At 54.6% G+C, this 14,723-nt stretch carries 15 protein-coding genes; 4 read left to right on the top strand and 11 right to left on the bottom strand.

All coding sequences use genetic code 11. The features are described from left to right. The 4 genes from ACF8AM_RS19840 to lpxD form a co-directional block, all read right to left on the bottom strand. Nucleotides 1-304 (bottom strand): SpoVG family protein (locus ACF8AM_RS19840; RefSeq protein ID WP_392557312.1); only part of this gene is annotated, 304 nt, incomplete at its 3' end. 9 nt (nucleotides 305-313) lie between these two features. Continuing rightward, complete coding sequence (locus ACF8AM_RS19845; protein WP_392557313.1) at nucleotides 314-1,339, bottom strand: 4-(cytidine 5'-diphospho)-2-C-methyl-D-erythritol kinase; 1,026 nt, start codon at nucleotides 1,337-1,339, stop codon at nucleotides 314-316. Between the two features lie 4 nt (nucleotides 1,340-1,343). Then, the gene (locus tag ACF8AM_RS19850) at nucleotides 1,344-2,270 is read right to left on the bottom strand and encodes an LpxI family protein (RefSeq protein WP_392557325.1); all 927 of its coding nucleotides are present in this window, start codon (nucleotides 2,268-2,270) and stop codon (nucleotides 1,344-1,346) included. Nucleotides 2,271-2,369: 99 nt separating this feature from the next. Continuing rightward, nucleotides 2,370-3,512, bottom strand: a complete 1,143-nt coding sequence (gene lpxD / locus ACF8AM_RS19855) for a UDP-3-O-(3-hydroxymyristoyl)glucosamine N-acyltransferase (RefSeq protein WP_392557314.1) — start codon at nucleotides 3,510-3,512, stop codon at nucleotides 2,370-2,372. A gap of 206 nt (nucleotides 3,513-3,718) precedes the next feature. Between lpxD and ACF8AM_RS19860 the strand changes: the two genes are divergently transcribed. Then, a complete protein-coding gene (locus tag ACF8AM_RS19860; RefSeq protein ID WP_392557315.1) occupies nucleotides 3,719-4,645 on the top strand; it encodes a tetratricopeptide repeat protein in 927 nt (308 codons plus the stop codon). Nucleotides 4,646-4,755: 110 nt separating this feature from the next. Then, a complete protein-coding gene (locus ACF8AM_RS19865; protein ID WP_392557326.1) occupies nucleotides 4,756-6,366 on the top strand; it encodes a glycine--tRNA ligase in 1,611 nt (536 codons plus the stop codon). A 55-nt stretch (nucleotides 6,367-6,421) separates the two neighbouring features. On the opposite strand, the gene ACF8AM_RS19870 is transcribed toward ACF8AM_RS19865, so the two are convergent. Together ACF8AM_RS19870 and ACF8AM_RS19875 are read right to left on the bottom strand one after the other, a co-directional pair. Next, the gene (locus ACF8AM_RS19870) at nucleotides 6,422-7,087 is read right to left on the bottom strand and encodes a sulfotransferase family 2 domain-containing protein (RefSeq protein ID WP_392557316.1); all 666 of its coding nucleotides are present in this window, start codon (nucleotides 7,085-7,087) and stop codon (nucleotides 6,422-6,424) included. A 200-nt stretch (nucleotides 7,088-7,287) separates the two neighbouring features. Next, nucleotides 7,288-8,547, bottom strand: coding sequence for a glycosyltransferase family 2 protein (locus ACF8AM_RS19875; protein ID WP_392557317.1), 1,260 nt, complete (start codon nucleotides 8,545-8,547; stop codon nucleotides 7,288-7,290). Between the two features lie 269 nt (nucleotides 8,548-8,816). On the opposite strand from ACF8AM_RS19875, the gene rfbF reads away from it, so the two are divergent. Together rfbF and ACF8AM_RS19885 are read left to right on the top strand one after the other, a co-directional pair. Beyond that, a complete protein-coding gene (rfbF, locus tag ACF8AM_RS19880) occupies nucleotides 8,817-9,641 on the top strand; it encodes a glucose-1-phosphate cytidylyltransferase (RefSeq protein ID WP_392557318.1) in 825 nt (274 codons plus the stop codon). Between the two features lie 76 nt (nucleotides 9,642-9,717). Then, nucleotides 9,718-10,779, top strand: a complete 1,062-nt coding sequence (locus tag ACF8AM_RS19885; RefSeq protein WP_392557319.1) for a GDP-mannose 4,6-dehydratase — start codon at nucleotides 9,718-9,720, stop codon at nucleotides 10,777-10,779. Between the two features lie 91 nt (nucleotides 10,780-10,870). Here ACF8AM_RS19885 and ACF8AM_RS19890 read toward each other — a convergent pair whose 3' ends face one another. From ACF8AM_RS19890 to ACF8AM_RS19910, 5 genes are all read right to left on the bottom strand, one after another. Next, on the bottom strand, nucleotides 10,871-11,647 hold the full coding sequence (locus tag ACF8AM_RS19890) for a cephalosporin hydroxylase family protein (RefSeq protein WP_392557320.1): 777 nt from the start codon (nucleotides 11,645-11,647) through the stop codon (nucleotides 10,871-10,873). Continuing rightward, nucleotides 11,634-12,356: a WbqC family protein gene (locus ACF8AM_RS19895; protein WP_392557321.1), complete on the bottom strand. Its 723-nt coding sequence runs from the start codon at nucleotides 12,354-12,356 to the stop codon at nucleotides 11,634-11,636. Before ACF8AM_RS19895 ends, ACF8AM_RS19890 begins: the two co-directional genes overlap by 14 nt. A 7-nt stretch (nucleotides 12,357-12,363) precedes the next feature. Further along, nucleotides 12,364-13,026 (bottom strand): formyltransferase family protein, encoded by a 663-nt coding sequence (locus ACF8AM_RS19900; RefSeq protein WP_392557322.1) that lies wholly within the window; start codon nucleotides 13,024-13,026, stop codon nucleotides 12,364-12,366. 76 nt (nucleotides 13,027-13,102) lie between these two features. Beyond that, nucleotides 13,103-14,212 (bottom strand): DegT/DnrJ/EryC1/StrS family aminotransferase, encoded by a 1,110-nt coding sequence (locus tag ACF8AM_RS19905; protein ID WP_392557323.1) that lies wholly within the window; start codon nucleotides 14,210-14,212, stop codon nucleotides 13,103-13,105. Continuing rightward, nucleotides 14,209-14,723 (bottom strand): methyltransferase C-terminal domain-containing protein (locus tag ACF8AM_RS19910; protein WP_392557324.1); only part of this gene is annotated, 515 nt, incomplete at its 5' end. The genes ACF8AM_RS19905 and ACF8AM_RS19910, both read right to left, overlap by 4 nt.

Here is a 14,723-nt window from a genome sequence, read left to right on the forward strand (position 1 = left end):
GGCATTCGCTGTTGATCGGGTGGGCGACATCCGCATACAGCTTCTGTGGCGAATTCGCATTGTGGCCACTCAGTTTGGCTCCACAGTGATTGCAATAAGTTGCACGCAAGTGGTTCTTCGAGCTGCATTTGCCACAGTGACCCGTCAATTTTCGACTGGGCATGGCGACGAAGGGGCCACTGGAGCCGTCGATGATTTTCAGATCACGAACGACAAACGATTGGTCAATGGTGATCGAGCAAAACGCCCGCAGACGGTCCTCCGAACCTTCCATCAGCTTGATGCGAATCTCGGTAATTTCCACGACGTCCCCCTATGCGATGTGGATCTCCGACGGCACCACACAACTCATAACCGGTCGGATCAATGCGCCACCTGGAAAAGTCGATCGCAGTGTCTTTGCAGCGAACGCTGCTTGTTGCGACGAGTCTGCCAGAGCGAAGCAAGCCGAACCGCTGCCCGTCATGTGGCAATGTGTCAGTCCAGCCTTCGACAGACATTCTAGGGCGGGAGCAATGCGCGATGAAAGCCCGCGTGCGGTCGCTTCCAAGGTGTTATGCAATGAAAACGTGTTTTCGGCGGTCATTCCTTGCAGTGCGAGCAGTAAATCATCGCTGGAACGGGGTGAATCAGGGACAATGCACCGTGAATAGACTTGCGCGGTCGAAACACTCGCCGCCGGGAAAATGACGACTGCGTGCAACGGATTGGCTAATGTGAAGAACTGCAGTTTCTCCCCGCGACCGGTTGCACGGGCGCATAGGATGCCATCGTTGGAATGAGCAGGGACTGGTGAGTGCGTGGATTCAACAGAACGTGGAGCCCCGAAGAAAAAGGGAACATCACTGCCGATCTCGGCGGCCAATGAAGACAGTAATTCCCGTTTGGAACTCACTGGCATCTTGGGGTGGGTTTCGCTGGCGGCTTCCCATCCCAGTTGCAATGCCGAGGCAGCGTCGCTGCTGGCACCTCCCATGCCCGCTCCGCTGGGAATGTTTTTGTTCAGGTGGACTTCCCATCCACCGTCCAAGCCCAAGGTCTCGGTCAGGCGATGGAGCGCACGGACGACCAGGTTTTTCTCGTCGATCGGAATGAACAGCAATTCGTCGTCTTCATCGACCTGCAATTCTTGGGCAACCGAAGCTCGTCCCGCCGTCCAGTCAACCGACAATTGGACCCCCGGTCGCGAGGTGCGGCGAAGGCGAAGTTCGTCTCGCCAATCGATGGCGACCATCACGGTGTCCAGTTCGTGAAAACCGTCATCGCGACGTGCCAAGAGTTCGAGAAAAAGATTGAGTTTCGCGGGAGGCGAAGTGTGGTACCAGCGAGATTCAGTCACGTGTTCAGGCTGCTTTCTGAGAAGACGGCAGTTGGTCTTTCATCTTACCCAGCGATTTCATCGCTACCAAAGCAATCCCCAATCGATCTGCCAGTGCGATCGTTTCTTCGCTGTCCAATAGGATGGTCTTGTCGGCCTCGATGGCGATCGCCGCTCCTCCTGCTTCGTGAACACGCTGGATCGTTTGCGGGCCGATGGTTGGTACATCGAACCGCATGTCTTGTTCTGGTTTGCTGACTTTGACCAGCGTCCAACCACCTCGTCGGCACAATTCGCCCGTGCGTGCGATGCAGGCGTCGGTGCCTTCAATCGCTTCGACGGCGATGATGGTGCCATCTTTGATCGTGATGGCTTGGCCGATGTCCAGTCCGCCCATTGTCTTTGCGATTTGCCATCCGGCGGCGATGTCAGACTGGATTGCGGACGAAGGTTTGCGGCGAGTCAGCCGCCCCGTTTTCGCGAGCAGTTCCGGGGCCAAGTCCGTGGCAGAGCAAATTTTCATCTTATGATTCTCATAAGTGTCGATGACCGCGCCGAGCAACCGGTCGTCGCGTGCGTCTCGGCGAGCACCAAACAAACACGGCCAAAATGTTTTGATGCACGTCCAGTCCGGCGTGTGACGAATCCAAACCGAACCACTGTAAAGCAGGTCGGACTTGAACAGTTTGCCTGCCATTGTCACGTGGCTGACATCGTTGCGTTTGAAGTAACGAAGATGACCACCAAATCGGCCGACGCCTGACCACATCACGCTGTCACAAAGGTCATTGAGTTCTTCGCCGGCGTGTCCCGTGATGGCAACACAGTGAACCGGATGACCGAGAGCCTTGAGTTTTTCGGCGACACAGATTGGAAAGCGTCCCCAGCCCGCAATCAAACCAACCGGTGCACCCACAGGCACATCGCGATCGGCCAAACCAGAATGGTCCATGTCGTCGACATGGTGATTCGTGGTTGGATTGGAAGAGACAGTTGTCATGGCGGTCGCAAGTCTCATGGCAGTCGCAAGGTTGCGGGAACCGATATTCGCTCAGGCAGCTTTTTGTTGACCGATGCTCGAGGATTGGTTTTCGGCAGCGGTCGTCAATCGGCTGACTTGCTGCGTCAATCGTTTTAGGTCGCGACGCATTTCGGGCAGTTTGCGTTGGACAGCCATGATCTGCATTTGATCTCGCTGTGGGGTCGCCGGCGAACCCAAGTAAACTTGGTTCGGCGCCAGATCGTCCATCACACCGGCTTGGGCACCGACGATCACACCGTCCGCCAATGCGATGTGGTCTTTCAATCCGACTTGCCCGGCCAAAACGACATAGTCACCGGTGATGCAACTTCCTGCGATCCCGACTTGGCTGCACAACAAATTGTGACGACCAATTTGGCAGTTGTGAGCGATCATGACTTGGTTGTCGATCTTGGTGCCTTCGCCGATGCGGGTGGCGCCATAGGTGCCTCGATCGATCGTCGAACTGGCGCCCACTTCCACATCGTTTTCGATCACGACATAGCCAAGTTGTGCGGTGGGCACGTGGCGTCCATCGATCATTTTGTATCCGAACCCGTGAGCGCTCACGACCGTGCCGGCGTGCAAGGTGACGCGCTGGCCGAGTTGACTGTAGGCATACAGCGTCACGTTGGGGTGCAGTGTGCAATCGGCACCGATTTGGCAACCCGCCGCGATGGTGACTCCTGGTGCGATGTAGCAACCGGGACCAATTTTGACGTCGGCACCGATGACCGCCGAAGGGTGCACTTCGCTGGTCGGGTCAATGTTGGCGGTCGGGTCGATCCCGCTGGCTGGCATGGAGTTGCCCAGGGCGGGCCGGTAGTGGCTGACCACTTGAGTGAAGGCGGCGTGAGGGTCGTCTACCAGGATTTGCAAACGAATGGGTGAGGCGGCGACGTATTCGGGAGCGATGACCGCGAAAGCGCGGCTGTCTGACAACTGGCTGACGTGATTGGCTTGATCGATCAGCGTGATTTCTTGGGGCCCCGCTTCGGCTGGGGGCGCGGCACCCGAGCAAATCGCTCCCGAAATTTTATCGCTCGGGGATTTCCCTTCGGCAGCATCCTGCGACGAATCAGAGTCGTTTGGGTGGCAATCGCTGAAGTCGAGCAGTCGACCGCCAACCAAGTCGGCGATTTCTTGCAGAGACAGTCCATTGGAAGACGCCATTTGAAAAATCCTTTTTCGGTGACGTGTGTCGAGGTGCGGGCGGGATCCTGGGTGACTTCTCTTGTAGCGGCAACCCATAAATTGATGCAACGTGAATCGTCGGTCTTGCGACGGTTCGTCAGAAAGGACTAGTACAGGGCTGCATGACGCGCGTTGGTGTTCCTTTCGCGCGTTTTCCGAATGGCTCCAGCACCCAGTCGCTAACGATGCCCAGCCCTGCTCTTCGCAATGATTCCTTTGTCTCGCCCGCCCCACCGGTTTCGGCTGGCACTCGGTCGCATGCCAACGAGGCGTCGCCGCCCAACCCAAATGGTTTGCGGGTTTTCAACCCCGACGTGAATCAGCCTGCGGAAACCACCGCTCAGCCCGTTCAGAACAGTCGCTGGACGATCTGGAGCTGTCTGACCGCTTCTTTGATCGCGGGGGCCATCTTCGCCACCATGACAGGTTGCCAGTGGGCGGCGGGAAGCCAGAACACTCAGGGAGCAGCTCTGTACAACCAAGGCCAGTACACGGCGGCGATGGAGCAGTTCCAAAAAGCGATTGCGTCGGACCCAACCGACGCGGATGGCTACTACAACTTGGCCGCAACAACGCACCGACTGGGGAATCAGCGGCAAGATCCGAACCTGATCCGCCAAAGCGAAGCACTTTACAATCAATGTTTGGATCACGATCCCAATCATGTCGATTGTCATCGCGGGTTGGCGGTTTTGTTGGTCGATTCCGGACGTCCTGACCGGGCTTTCACGCTGCTGAAAAACTGGGCCGCTCAGAACCCCGCTTTGGCTGAACCACGCATCGAGTTGGCCCGGCTTTATGAAGAGCACGGCGAACCCCAAACGGCGCTGAAATACTTGGAAGACGCGGTGCAGCAAGACGCCAACAACGCTCGGGCGTGGTTGGCACTGGCCCGTCTGAGAGAAGCCAGCGGTGATCCGGTGCAGGCATTGCAAAATTACCAACGAGCGTTGGCGCTCGGCGGAGGCGTTTTGGGGCCCAATGGAGCGATGGTGAGCGAGCGCGTGGCCGCGCTCAGTCGCCAGATCAACTCGACTCGGGACGCCGCCTCGTTCAACGCCGGCGGCACCCAAATGGCCACTCCCAACGGATTTGGTTCAACTCGCTATTGAATCCAGCCGCGTTGATGTCAGTGGGATAGGCTAGCGAGCGATTTTGAGGACAATGTAGGGTCGGTTTTCCTTTCACTCCCCCGATTGCCTGCCCGATTCTCATGAAATCAATGGACGCCTTGGTGTCGTTGTGCAAACGACGCGGTTTTCTTTTTCAATCCAGCGAAATTTACGGCGGTGTCCAAGGCTTCTGGGACTACGGACCGTTGGGCGTGGAGCTGAAACGCAACCTCAAGGATGCGTGGTGGCACGACATGATCTCGGGCCACAACGAATTGGTGGCGCCCGCAGGGGCTCCCTCCACTTTCGAAATGGTCGGCCTGGATTGCACGATCATCATGCACCCACAAGTCTGGAAGTGCAGCGGCCACTACGACCTGTTCCACGATCACATGGTCGATTGTCGTGAATCGAAGAAACGGTATCGATTTGACCAGGTTCGCGGTCGTTTCGTCGAATACCAAGGCAAAAAGATCTTCGTTTCGACGCTCGCTGAAATTGAGCAAGAGGAAGACGAAGTTCGCCGGCGCGGGCTGAAGTTCTTTAAACTTCGTGCCAAGAACGCGGACGAGTTGACCATCGAAAAGGAATCGTTAACGCTGGACAAGCTGGATTCGACCGAAAACGTGTTGGCTCCCGACGCAAAGACGCTTGGAACGTTGACCGAGCCTCGCGAATTCAATTTGATGTTCAAAACCACCTTGGGTGCTTTGGGCGGTGAAGACGACACGACGTTCCTGCGTCCTGAGACCGCGCAAGGGATCTTCGTCAACTTCAAGAATGTCGTGGACAGTTCTCGCGTTCGCATCCCGTTTGGAATTGGCCAAACCGGCAAGAGCTTCCGCAACGAAATCACGCCGCGAAACTTCACGTTCCGCTCGCGCGAATTCGAGCAAATGGAAATTGAGTTTTTCTGCCACCCTGATCAGTCGCAAGAGTGGTACCGGTACTGGCGAGATCGCCGGATGGCTTGGTACACCAAACTGGGTTTGTCCGATGAATCGTTGATCATGCGAGAACACCACACCGAGGAATTGGCTCACTACAGCGTCGGCACCGCCGACATCGAATACGCGTTCCCGTTCTTGCCCGAAGGCGAGTACGGCGAATTGGAAGGAATTGCCCACCGCGGCGATTTCGACCTCCGCAGTCACATGGAAGGCAAACTCGATCCATCGACCAATCCAATGACGGTGGAACTGAACGAGCACGGCAAGCCCAAGCATCGCGGCAGTGGCAAGGACCTCGCTTACCGGGACGAAATCACGAACGAAAAATTCGTCCCGCATGTGATTGAGCCCTCCGCGGGTGCCGACCGTGCCGCCTTGGCGTTCTTGTGTGAAGCCTACACCGAAGACGAAGCACCAGACGAAAACGGCAAGATGCAAACTCGAACGGTCATGAAATTGGACCCGCGCTTGGCTCCGATCAAGGCCGCTGTGTTCCCGCTCGTCAAGAAAGACGGCATGCCCGAGGTGGCCCAAGAAATCTACGGCGCCCTCAAAGAACACTACAACGTGTTCTACGATGCGAAGGGAGCGGTCGGTCGACGTTATCGTCGTCAAGACGAAGCAGGAACGCCTTACTGCATCACCGTCGATGGCGATTCGCTGAAGGACAAAACCGTCACGATTCGGGACCGAGACTCGCTGGAGCAAACCCGCGTCAAAATCGACGACGTGGTCTCCGAGATCCAATCACGAATGAAAGCGTCCACCTGATCCAGGCGGTGATTGGAGCGGTCTGATCAGGGCATTCACGCGGTCAAAGCACTCGTCATGACGCTTGGGGCTGATCAGAAAACTTGTAGCCAAACAGTTCACAATCGCGGCGATGCCGCGAGGCAACCAAGTCGATGCCGCGTTGCGAGTAGTAGCTGCGGTAATCGTCTTTCGTCGACACGTTCACACGGTTCGCGGTCGGCGAGACATCAATTTTGAGCTGTGCAATCAGTGTTTGTAGTTCTTGCAGCAAACACTCCTGATGCAGAACGTGGTCAACGCGAATTTGGCCTTCTTCGTCGCAGACCCAGTCGGATTGCTGCTTCTTCAGATAGCCCTGGGGTGATTGCGGGGCGTTGTCGTCATCGAGCCAATTCAGGTAATCGTCGAAGGACATTCGGCGAAAGAGTTTGTGTTCGACCTTGAGCCCCGATCGCTTTCCCCAACGATCGCGACGGACGTAGTTGAACCACGAAACGTGCCATGCCCACGGATTCCGCACGACGGTCATGATTTGGTTGTGATGGATGTCTTCGCCGTGGTTCTCGAAGACTCTCAGGTACTCGAGGTAGGTCAAATGTCCCCTCGCGTCATCCCACTGAATTGTCGGGCACGCCTCAGAGTAGGGAGCAAAGGTCTTTTGAATGAAGGAGCCACCGCACTTCGGGATGTGCAGGTAAATCAACGAGAGTTCGTTCGAATCAGTTGTCGGCAATTGCATTGGCAAAATCCGTCACGGCAAGAATCACGCGAATCCATGTCGTCCGTCGGGATGCGCAGGAATCTCACCCTCGGGCCTGTGGTTCCACAGGGCATTTCCCGAGAAGGATGCAACCATCGACCAATCCGTTCGACAAAGTAGCTTCATTCGATTCAGTGAACCTAATGGACGTCTTTGTCACAAGACCGCGAATTTCTGAGTCAGGCCGCTCGGGCAATGAGTTGTCGTTCCCGAGAACGCTGCATCGCGGCTTTCCAGCAAAGATGCCTTGTGCGGCTTCCATCAAGGATGCCTGCATAGTCGTCCCCGAGAACGCGATCGTAGGTTAGCGCTGCAGTCAGTGCGTTGTTCTGGCCATCGATTTCGGCTGATATTCGTTTGCGATGCATCATCGTCCGAAGTTTTTCGATTCGCTGGCTGTATTTTTTGATTTTGCCTGCGACGGCGACGCTCGCGTCGCTCGCTTCTGCGAGTTCTGATTGGGTCCCTGTTTTTTCAGCGTACATGGCCATGTTCTCCGCCAGCATTTGCTTGGTTTCATGGTCTTCTGGGCGAGCTGAGTGAAGCACGTAGTGATACCATACGCGGTAGTCGGGTTTTTCGATCTCTTGCGGCGAGATGGCGCGGATGGTTTCCAAGGTCGAAAAGAATGCGTGTGGGACGGTCAGTGTGTACCCAACAACATCGCATAGCGGGTCTTGTTTGTTTTCTTGCCGCCACATGTGAGCTGGTTTGCATCGCGGGTCGCCTGCTTTGTAGGCGTGATGGGCCCCGCCCGTGCTAGCCGGGCTGTATCCATTCAGTGTGAATGGGTGGGCCACGTGCATTGCGTGAGCATTCCTCAGGATCACTTGGTAAGTCACGTAGACGTCGGGGTTGCTGCTGGCGAAGCAAACGCCTTCTGGGGTTTCAATGCTGCGAAGAAAGCGGCGTGAGATACACCCGTGATAAATAGCGGGTTTGGGACCCAGAGCTCCGATGTTGCAGGCAAGGAGTCGTTGTTTGCTATCATTGCAATCGAGTTGGCCAACTTCACCGTACAGGCTGTTTCGTTGAAATTTGACGCTTCCGGTATGCTTTCCATAACCGGGGACAGGCCAACCATAGGTTGGACGATCCCAGCTCAATGCGTCTGGGGAATGTTGTTCCAGTATTTGACGCAGGAAGGGCAGTTGATCTGCGAGGAAGCAGTCGTCATCACCCATGTAGACCACGTAGTCACCGCTGCTTTTCCGCAGTGAAAACTCGAAGTTTTGACGCATCGAGATACGTTCACCCGTGTTGAAATATTTCACCCGAGAATCGTCAATGGAGGCGACGACTTGCTCTGTGTCATCATTGCTAGCATTGTCACTGATGATGATTTCAAACTGATCGTCTTTGGCCCGTAGCGCTGTTTGGATAGAGGCTTTGAGATACTTCGCTCGTTCTCGGGTCGGAATGATGAGGCTGATGATCACTTTGACTGCTCGGTGGTGGGGAGGGGAAGGAGAGACGGGCGATCGTGCGAGGCAACCGGATACTGCTGGCGAATCTTGGGTGCACGTTTGGGGAGAGTTCTCTTAGCAAGTTGGGTGGCAGGTGGTCAACGTCGAAGCGACGACATGTCGATATCGTCGAATTGAATTCGGTATTGTTGGGGGGCGCGAGGGACGCTAAGGTTTCACGCACCTCGAGTGCCCAAAGGCAAGGGGACTCGCACGTGCTTCGATGACTAAAGGAATGGTCAATGTCGATCGTATTGCTAGCCGGCGGGCTCGGCACCAGACTGCAGGAAGAAACCACTACTCGACCGAAGCCCATGGTCGAGATCGGCGGGCGTCCGATCTTGTGGCACATCATGAAGCATTTTGCTCATCACGGCCAAGATGAGTTCAACATCGCCTGTGGTTACATGGGTGACTTTATCAAGAACTATTTTCTCGATCAGTACAACCTTGCTGGTGACCTGTCGATTGATTTTGGACGCAATGTGGTTGCCCGGAAGGAAACCGAAGCCGAGAGCTGGCGCGTCAATTTGTTCGACACGGGAATCGATACGCAAACCGGCGGTCGCTTGCTGCGTTTGAAGTCTCGTTTGGATTCCGGGACATTCATGCTGACCTATGGCGATGGTGTCAGTGATGTGAATGTGGAAGAGTTGTTGGATTTTCATCGATCGCATGGTCGGTTGGCAACCGTCACCGCCGTTCGACCGCCAGCTCGGTTTGGCGGGTTGATCATGAATGGCGACTTCGTGGATCACTTCACTGAAAAACCCGTGTCGGGAGAAGGCTGGATCAACGGTGGGTTCTTGGTCTTCGAGCCGGGGATTTTTGACTATTTGTCATCCGATCGGGACAGCCTTGAAGCGGATGCATTGGAAAGAGTGGCAGCGGACGGGCAGTTGGCCGCCTATCGTCATGACGGATTCTGGCAATGCATGGACACTCTCCGGGACAAGCACTATCTACAGCGGTTGTGGGATGAAGGTCACGCCCCATGGTGCACCTGGGAAAGCGATATCAAAGAACCTCGCTTGCGAATCGCGCCCACTAAAGCCAAAGCTGCCTGACAACCTTTCCGCGACAGCAATGCCTGTTCGCAATTCTCTGCACTCCCGACAAAGACTCTAAATTCACGAGTGAACCATGGATGTTTCTGACACCAGTGAAGCCGCATTCCAAGCAAGTTTCTGGCGAGATCGCTCGGTCTTGGTTACCGGTGCGACGGGGCTGGTAGGTGGGTGGCTGGTCAAGCGACTGCTCGAAGCAGAAGCTGACGTCATTTGTTTGATTCGCGACTGGACGCCCAATGCAGAGATCGTTCGTTGTGGTGATCTTGATCGCGTGACGGTTGTTCGCGGGGACATCTGCGATCAAGACTGCTTGGAGCGAGTTTTGGGTGAGCATGAGGTTTCAACCGTCATGCACTTGGCGGCGCAAACCATCGTTGGAATTGCCAATCGCAATCCGATTTCAACGTTCGAGGCCAACATTGGCGGAACATGGAAGTTGATGGAGGCTTGCCGCCGCAGTCCGAAGGTGGAGCAGATTGTCGTGGCATCTTCAGACAAGGCATACGGCGATGCGAAGGTGCTGCCCTACACCGAGGAAACCCCGTTGGTTGGAATGCATCCGTACGATGTCAGCAAATCATGTGGTGATTTGATTGCTCAGACGTACGCAAATACCTACAACTTGCCTGTCTGCGTGACTCGTTGCGGTAACTTCTACGGTGGAGGGTCTCTGTATTGGAACCGGATTATTCCTGGTACTATTCGGTCAGTGTTGCGTGACGAAGCACCGGTCATTCGATCTGATGGTTCGTTTGTACGCGATTATTTCTATGTGGAAGACGGCGCTGCTGCTTACATGCATTTAGCCGAACAAATGGCACAACGTCCCGAACTCAACGGCGAGGCGTTCAATCTTTCCACCGAGATTCAAGTTTCTGTCTTGGAGCTCGTTGACCAAGTTCTTCAAACGATGGGCTCTTCGCTTCGCCCAAGGGTGTTGGGTGAGGCTTCCAACGAGATTCAGCACCAGTACTTGGACGCGAGCAAGGCTCGGAATCAACTGAATTGGCAGCCTGAATTCACATTGGGTGAAGGAATGGCCCGCACCATTGAGTGGTACCAGGACTACTTTCGAAACACCTCAGCGTTGCGATCGGCAACAACCAAGGTTTTTCCGCCATCCGCAGTTGCTTGATTGTGCGGAAAGAGATGCTGACAGGGCCACCGTCAGTTTCGGCGGCCCTTTTTTCGCGAAAAATCGAGTTCGCGATGTATTGATCTCTGGTCTATTTGCGGAGCAGGTAACCCGAAGGTGCAACGGAGATCTGCAGCTTGTGATCGATTGATTCGTCGATTGTAAAGTCGGGGTTTTGTTTGATGAATTCCATGACCGCCGATTTGGGGCTGTTGCCTGGACGCCAGGGACGATCGTCGAAGAACTCTTCCGGCATGTCTTCGACGATGGTGTCAAAGGCGACGCAGTAGCTTCCCGAGGTAACAAGCGGAGCGTAGGCATTCAGTTCCGCAAGAACGTGATCGTGAGTGTGATTGCTGTCCAACAGGACCAAGACGCGATCAGTGGGCGTCACCTTGGATTTGACTTGCGAGACAACCTCGTCCGCAATGCTAGAGCCCTCAATCATGTCGATTCGATTCGACATCGGGTGGGCTTCAATGGCATCGCGGTTGTGAGACCGGATGTCGATATCAATCCCAATGACCCGACGCTTCGGCGCGGCAGGGTCAAGCACCTCTCCGTTTTCAATCGCATCGGTGTAGTCAAGCAGCGTCAGCATCGAGGCGTTGTAGATCAGTGAGCCTCCGTGCGCAATTCCGGTTTCAATGATGACATCCGGGCGGCAATTCCAGATGAGTTCTTGGACTTGCCACGTGTCATTCGGGAACTGGATCGCCGGACGACCGAGCCATTTGAAGTTATAAGCCCATTTATGACGCGTGATTTCGCGAATCCAAATGCGAGACAAGGCGCCGAGGTCAGTGTCTTTTCCCAGGGATTCGATATTTTGTGCGACTTCCTGTGCGAATTCTTCATGCGGATTCATCAATGAACTCTTTCCAGTGAGTGGTGTTCGAGCAGATAAACGAGGTGCCTTCTCGGCCGCAATTCGCGACGAGATCCAGTCCGGTCACAAAAGGCGTGAAGTCACCATGTTGTTGCGGGTAGGGCTGATGTTGATAGTCCATGAAACGTACCTCAATGTTGTTTGTTTCAAAGACGTCGTAGTCCATGTAGTTTTTTGCACCGTGGCCAGTGATGTACACATCCCCTGAAAGCTTTTTCGTGAGGTCCATGAGGCGTTGTGAACTACGACCAGGAACGTTCAGAGAGTTGGAGTCGGCGAACTGCGTGTTTGCGTCGAGACCAAAGTATTCAGCAAGTGCTAGGATCGACTGTCGTGACAATTCGCCAATTGTTCGGGGGGAATGGTCGAAAACTGACTTCATCAGTTCCATTGCGTCATTTTGAAATGGGCACTGTTTAAAGGCGTCTGTGATTAGCTTGAGATGTTTTTCTTGCCAATTTTGAGAGGAGTCAATCTGGACTTCCTCGATCAGTTGTCCACGGTGATAGTCCTTGAGCGGAACCGTCATCCACCGTACCCCGCCGGCCGTTTTGACCTGCACCCGGTTGTAAAATCCACGCGTGTATTGCACGTCGTCATAGTGGACGAAAATGTTTGCCAGACGGATTTGTTCCAGTAATCCGACCCATGGAAAATACATCGATTGCGAAATGACGACGGATCGCATGTTGTTTCTATGGAAGGGTCGAGGAGCAGAGTGCGTTGAATCGTTCGAGAATTCTGTTGTCCGTTAACGCATGGCTTGGGCAGTTTATCAGTTGAGCGATGGGCGCGGTACCGCGTGGTGAGTTCTCGTCCTTGAGTAGACTGAACCAAACTAGGTTGAGATAAGTCTTTTGGATGTAGCTGATCGTCTGCATTCGTTGCAAGTTGTGTGGGTCAGCAAGGTGGCTGCAGACTTGTGCGATGATGGGGCCTGTGTCGACTCCTTCGTCGATGCGGTGAAGTGTGCTGCCAAGGATTTTTACGCCGCGTCGATATGCCTTTTCAACTGAATTCATCCCTGGGAAGGATGGCAGCAGGGATGGGTGAATATTCACGACTCGGATCCCTGCGGATTCGAACGTTGAGGCTTGAAGCAGTCGGTCGTAGTAGAGGATGACGTTTTGGATCCCCTGGTCGTGGAAATGCGACGCACAGCGTTCTGAGAATGATTCTCGGTCATGGTATGGAAGTATCTTCCATGGAACGGACCGTTCACTGCAGCGATCAGAAAGCCCGCAGGCTCGGTTCACCACGGCCGATGCTGCGAAATCATTTTGGTCGCCGCCCAGGCAGTCGAGGGCTGAAAAGAAGGAACTGCCCCCCGCTGATCCGATCACTCCGAAACGCAACATGAAATATGGCCAAAGGAACGGAGGCTGGAAAGTGAAGCCGATGGATCGGCGTGGTGGTTAAGCTCTGTCAATGCAGTCAAGCCGGATTGAGGTTTCGAATGATCGTGGCAACACGCTTGATGTCGGCGTCTTCGATGTCGTGATAGCTAGGAAGGTTGAAAGAGCGTTTGGGCAAATCGTATGAGTTGACATTCTCCGGTTGGCTTTCGAAGAAATCGAGGCTGCTCAGTGGGTGGAAAAACACTCGGGCGTCAACGTTCTCGGCGCGGAATCGTTCGGCAAGCAGTTCACTGGTGATGCCTGATTCCTTGGTGCAGACGATGGATGGCATCCAGGCTCCATTGACCGTGCCCTTGTCTTCAGGGTTTAGTGAGATCCAATCTAGGTCTGACAGTTCGGACCGGTAGGCAGACATGATTTCTCGTTTGCGACTGATGAGCGAGTCGATGCGTTCCATCTGCGCGCATCCGATCGCCGCTTGGATGTTAGACATCTTGTACTTGAAGCCGACCATGTCAGGCCAGAACTGCTTCGTTTGCGAACGCGCACGACCGTGATTGGAAAGGGTCAACACGGTCTCGTACAGGTCGGGATCGTTGGTCACAAACATGCCGCCTTCACCAGTTGTCAGTGTCTTCGTTCCGTGGAATGAAAACGTTCCGAAACGTCCGATGCTTCCTGCACGACGCCCGCTGTGCTGTGAACCAATTGCCTCGGCCGAGTCTTCAATGATAGGAAGGTTTTTCCGTTTTCCGAGATCACACAAAGACTGCATGTCGCAAACGTTTCCGTACAAATGCACTGCAATGATTGCTTTGGTGTTGTTGGTGACGGCAGCCTCTGCTCTTTCTGGATCGATGCACCACGAGTCTTTTGAAACGTCGACAAAAACAGGTGTTGCACCCAGGTGAATGATTGGTGCGACGGTGGCAATCCAGTTTGTGTCGGCGAGAATCACTTCGTCGCCTGGTCCAATCCCTAGTGCGGCAAGGCCCATGTGGATGGCCCCGGTGCAACTGGACGTCGCAATGGCATAGTCGACACCGAGATGTTCTCGGAATGCCTGTTCGAAGCGACCGATGTATTCGTAGCACCTCTCCCCCCAGCCATTTTCGGCTGCGTCGGTCGCGTAACGCACCTCAAGGTCTGTGATGGATGGTTTGGTGTAGTGGATCCTGGGTTTCATATGATTCTCAGGTGAGGGATAGCACTCACTAGCTGGGCGTTCCACTGCCGCGTGTAATCGAGTTGTTTTGCGATTTCGTCGAGGAGGTTCCAAGGGAGGACAACGATGTAATCGGGACGGGTTGAACGTAGTTGATCTTCATCGACGATTGGAATTCGGCTGCCGGGCATGAACTTGCCCTGTTTCGCAGGATTGCGGTCGACGACAAACTGAATCAGATCCGGGCGGATGCCGGCATAGTTGATCAAAGTGTTTCCTTTGGCAGCAGCACCGTAGGCGGCCACGCTTTTATTTGCCTGTTTTGCATCAATGAGGAAACGAATGAATTTGTCTTTGACTTCATCGGTTTTCTGTTGAAATCCGAGATAGAAGTCGGTGGAGGAAAGCCCAAGGTCTGCCTCTGCTTTGAGAAGTTCATCGACCGTAGGGGTTCTAGCTCTTTTGCCTGTGTCGGTACGTTGGGCGAACACGCGGAGGCTGCCTCCGTGTGTTCGGAGCTGTTGAACATCGA

It is taken from the genome of Rhodopirellula sp. JB055, from assembly GCF_043100905.1.
In the GTDB taxonomy this organism is placed as follows: Bacteria; Planctomycetota; Planctomycetia; order Pirellulales; family Pirellulaceae; genus Rhodopirellula.

Coding starts and splice junctions, on each gene's coding strand:
- ACF8AM_RS19890 (WP_392557320.1), bottom strand. CDS start 11,647: ATGAATCCGCATGAAGAATTCGCACAGGAAGTCGCACAAAATATCGAA.
- ACF8AM_RS19885 (WP_392557319.1), top strand. CDS start 9,718: ATGGATGTTTCTGACACCAGTGAAGCCGCATTCCAAGCAAGTTTCTGG.
- ACF8AM_RS19905 (WP_392557323.1), bottom strand. CDS start 14,212: ATGAAACCCAGGATCCACTACACCAAACCATCCATCACAGACCTTGAG.
- ACF8AM_RS19870 (WP_392557316.1), bottom strand. CDS start 7,087: ATGCAATTGCCGACAACTGATTCGAACGAACTCTCGTTGATTTACCTG.
- lpxD (WP_392557314.1), bottom strand. CDS start 3,512: ATGGCGTCTTCCAATGGACTGTCTCTGCAAGAAATCGCCGACTTGGTT.
- ACF8AM_RS19900 (WP_392557322.1), bottom strand. CDS start 13,026: ATGTTGCGTTTCGGAGTGATCGGATCAGCGGGGGGCAGTTCCTTCTTT.
- ACF8AM_RS19860 (WP_392557315.1), top strand. CDS start 3,719: ATGCCCAGCCCTGCTCTTCGCAATGATTCCTTTGTCTCGCCCGCCCCA.
- ACF8AM_RS19865 (WP_392557326.1), top strand. CDS start 4,756: ATGGACGCCTTGGTGTCGTTGTGCAAACGACGCGGTTTTCTTTTTCAA.
- ACF8AM_RS19895 (WP_392557321.1), bottom strand. CDS start 12,356: ATGCGATCCGTCGTCATTTCGCAATCGATGTATTTTCCATGGGTCGGA.
- rfbF (WP_392557318.1), top strand. CDS start 8,817: ATGTCGATCGTATTGCTAGCCGGCGGGCTCGGCACCAGACTGCAGGAA.
- ACF8AM_RS19850 (WP_392557325.1), bottom strand. CDS start 2,270: ATGGACCATTCTGGTTTGGCCGATCGCGATGTGCCTGTGGGTGCACCG.